Source organism: Caulobacter sp. P1_B12_2, assembly GCF_056406675.1.
Genome location: NZ_JBFTZS010000193.1, coordinates 1 through 2,500 on the forward strand (window position 1 = coordinate 1; position 2,500 = coordinate 2,500).

At 61.2% G+C, this 2,500-nt stretch carries 1 tRNA gene and 2 rRNA genes (1 of these 3 cut by a window edge); all 3 read right to left on the bottom strand.

The window, feature by feature from the left end:
* Nucleotides 1-1,708: 1,708 nt before the first annotated feature.
* Nucleotides 1,709-1,785 (bottom strand) — tRNA-Met (locus tag AC1DZ6_RS13430).
* A gap of 81 nt (nt 1,786-1,866) precedes the next feature.
* Nucleotides 1,867-1,981 (bottom strand): 5S ribosomal RNA (gene rrf / locus AC1DZ6_RS13435).
* A 111-nt stretch (nt 1,982-2,092) separates the two neighbouring features.
* A 23S ribosomal RNA gene (locus AC1DZ6_RS13440) occupies nt 2,093-2,500 on the bottom strand; it runs 2,381 nt beyond the window's last position.

Consider the following 2,500-nt stretch of genomic DNA (forward strand, 5'->3'; position numbering starts at 1 on the left):
TGTCGGCGGAGGCGGCTATCTATCCAACCTCGAATTCCGTGTCAAACCGTTTTTCAACAAAACCGCTCGAACCAACCCACCAAACCAACCCAAAGGCAAATCCAGTAGACCGTGGCGACCTTCTAGAGAAGAGCGCCAATCAAGTCAAGAAGAAAATCCGAAGATCAACAACTAGACTTGAGAGAACCTGGATCGAACTCTTGTGAACTCTTCACCAAACCCTCCGGAGCCGCGCCTTCTAAGGAAAGACAAACTCCGTGTCAATCTCGAAGTTCGCTGAAGTTCAGCAACTCATCGAGACCGAATACTTCACCGAACTTTGGAATTCTTGCGAACTCTTCCCTTCGGCGAGGAGTGGCGCTTCTAGTGAAGCATCACCCGCAAGTCAACCGCCTCGTTTTTCGATCCTCTCAAAGGGCAAAAGCCGCAGCGAAGAGACAAAAAGGGATCCCTGGGCTGCCGAGGCTGCCCGCCTGGATCCGTTACCGAGTCGATTGGAGCGCGGAAACTAACGAAACCAGCCGAAGAAAGCAAGAGCCTTGCGGTTCCTGCCCTGCGGGCGCGATCGCGTTTCCGAGCGAGGGGCGGATATAGGCGTGTGACGACGCGGTGACAACCCCTCTCCGGTTGAATCCCGATCCAGCGGCTTGGGCTTTTCGCGGCCTGGGCCTTGGCGGCTGGGCGCCGCGTCCTTCGGTCGCTTTCGCCGGCCGAGATAAGGGCCCACCAGGTCGACGGGGATTCGCCTCGGGCAGTCGCCTAGCGCCACGACTGGCGGGAAGGCCCCCTCCCCCGCAGGTGACTCGCCGACTCGCCGGGCCCGGGATCCTTCGCGAAATCCTGGAGTGAGAATCGCCGCCGCCCGCTCGTTTAGCCGCCCCTCATCACGCGCGCTGGCTTGGCGGTCGCCCTCCAACCGTCGACTGAAGCGAGAGACCACGTCCGATTCTTGCCGATCGGCGCTCGCGGTTGGGGAGGCCGGGCCGAGAATCGCCTGAGCTGGCCCATCGTCGGCGCTTCGGGAGGCGTCTTTGAGCCGAGCATTGTCGACGACTCTCCTCTAGCAGACGCGCGGGCCGGCGCCGAATCCCCCCGAAACTCGCTCCTTTCAGGGGCGCAGACGCCTCGCCTTAGGGGGCGAAGAGAGCGCGACCGCAAATTGCCCCGTCCCGAGGGGATGGATTCGGCGCGCACGATCCTCCAGGAGAGCGGAAGGTGCGCCGGATCATGACGGATTGCCGGGCGGCCATGCTGCTTCGGGCCTGGGCCGACGATCGCCACGCCCGAAGCGGCATTGCTGTCCGCCGAAGACGGATCTTGGCGCGTCGCGGCGGCAAGCTTCGTGGCGGACAGCGTCCTTCGGCGGCCAAGAGGCCGAACTTCATCGGGTTGAAAGCGATGGATCGGGCGTCGAGGGCGAAACCTGGAGCGCCGGCGCAGGCGGATTAGCCGCGGCTGGAAGCCGCCGAACGCCGCTAGCGGCCTTTTCGCCGCCGCTCAGACCGCTTCTCGCGGCGTCGCACAGAGCGGATCGGGCGCTTCCGCTGCAAAGGCGCGCCCTCGCGTAGAGCCACGCGGCGCCTCTGGGGCGCCGGGGCGCCGGCCGTCGCACGGACCTGGTCGCCCAGGCACACAGCCAAGCCTGTTCGCGGCCGGCGGGGTGACGCCCAAACGAAAATGGCCTCCCGAAGGAGGCCATTCTTGATTTTGGGTGCGGGGACAGGATTTGAACCTGTGACCTTCAGGTTATGAGCCTGACGAGCTACCGGGCTGCTCCACCCCGCGGCGAAGAGGGTAGTGTTGTTATCGTGATGCAGGGTTCATGGACTTTGAGCGTTTTGGCTCTTTGAAGCATCCTTTTAGCGGACCTGGCGGCGACCTACTCTCCCGCGCCTTGAGACGAAGTACCATTGGCCCTGGGGGACTTAACGACCGAGTTCGGAATGGGATCGGGTGGGGAACCCCCGGCATAGCCACCAGGTCAGCAAAAAGGATGCTGTCGGCGAGCTTTTGAGGGCTCGCCGAGCATTTTGTGAAGAAGACATCGCATGTCTGATTTGTTGTAAAGCTCAGTCATGGGTTTGACTGAAGAACGATCAAGCCTATCGAGCTATTAGTACCAGTAAGCTACACGCCTCACAGCGCTTCCACACCTGGCCTATCAACGTGGTGGTCTACCACGGCTCTCAGCGAGACCTTGTTTTGAGGTTAGTTTCCCGCTTAGATGCTTTCAGCGGTTATCTATTCCACACTTAGCTACCCTGCTGCACAGCTGGCGCCATGACAGGTCCACCAGAGGTGTGTCCATCCCGGTCCTCTCGTACTAGGGACAGATCCTCTCAAGTCTCGTACACCCACGGCAGATAGGGACCAAACTGTCTCACGACGTTCTGAACCCAGCTCACGTACCACTTTAATCGGCGAACAGCCGAACCCTTGGGACCTGCTCCAGCCCCAGGATGTGATGAGCCGACATCGAGGTGCCAAACTTTGCCGTCGA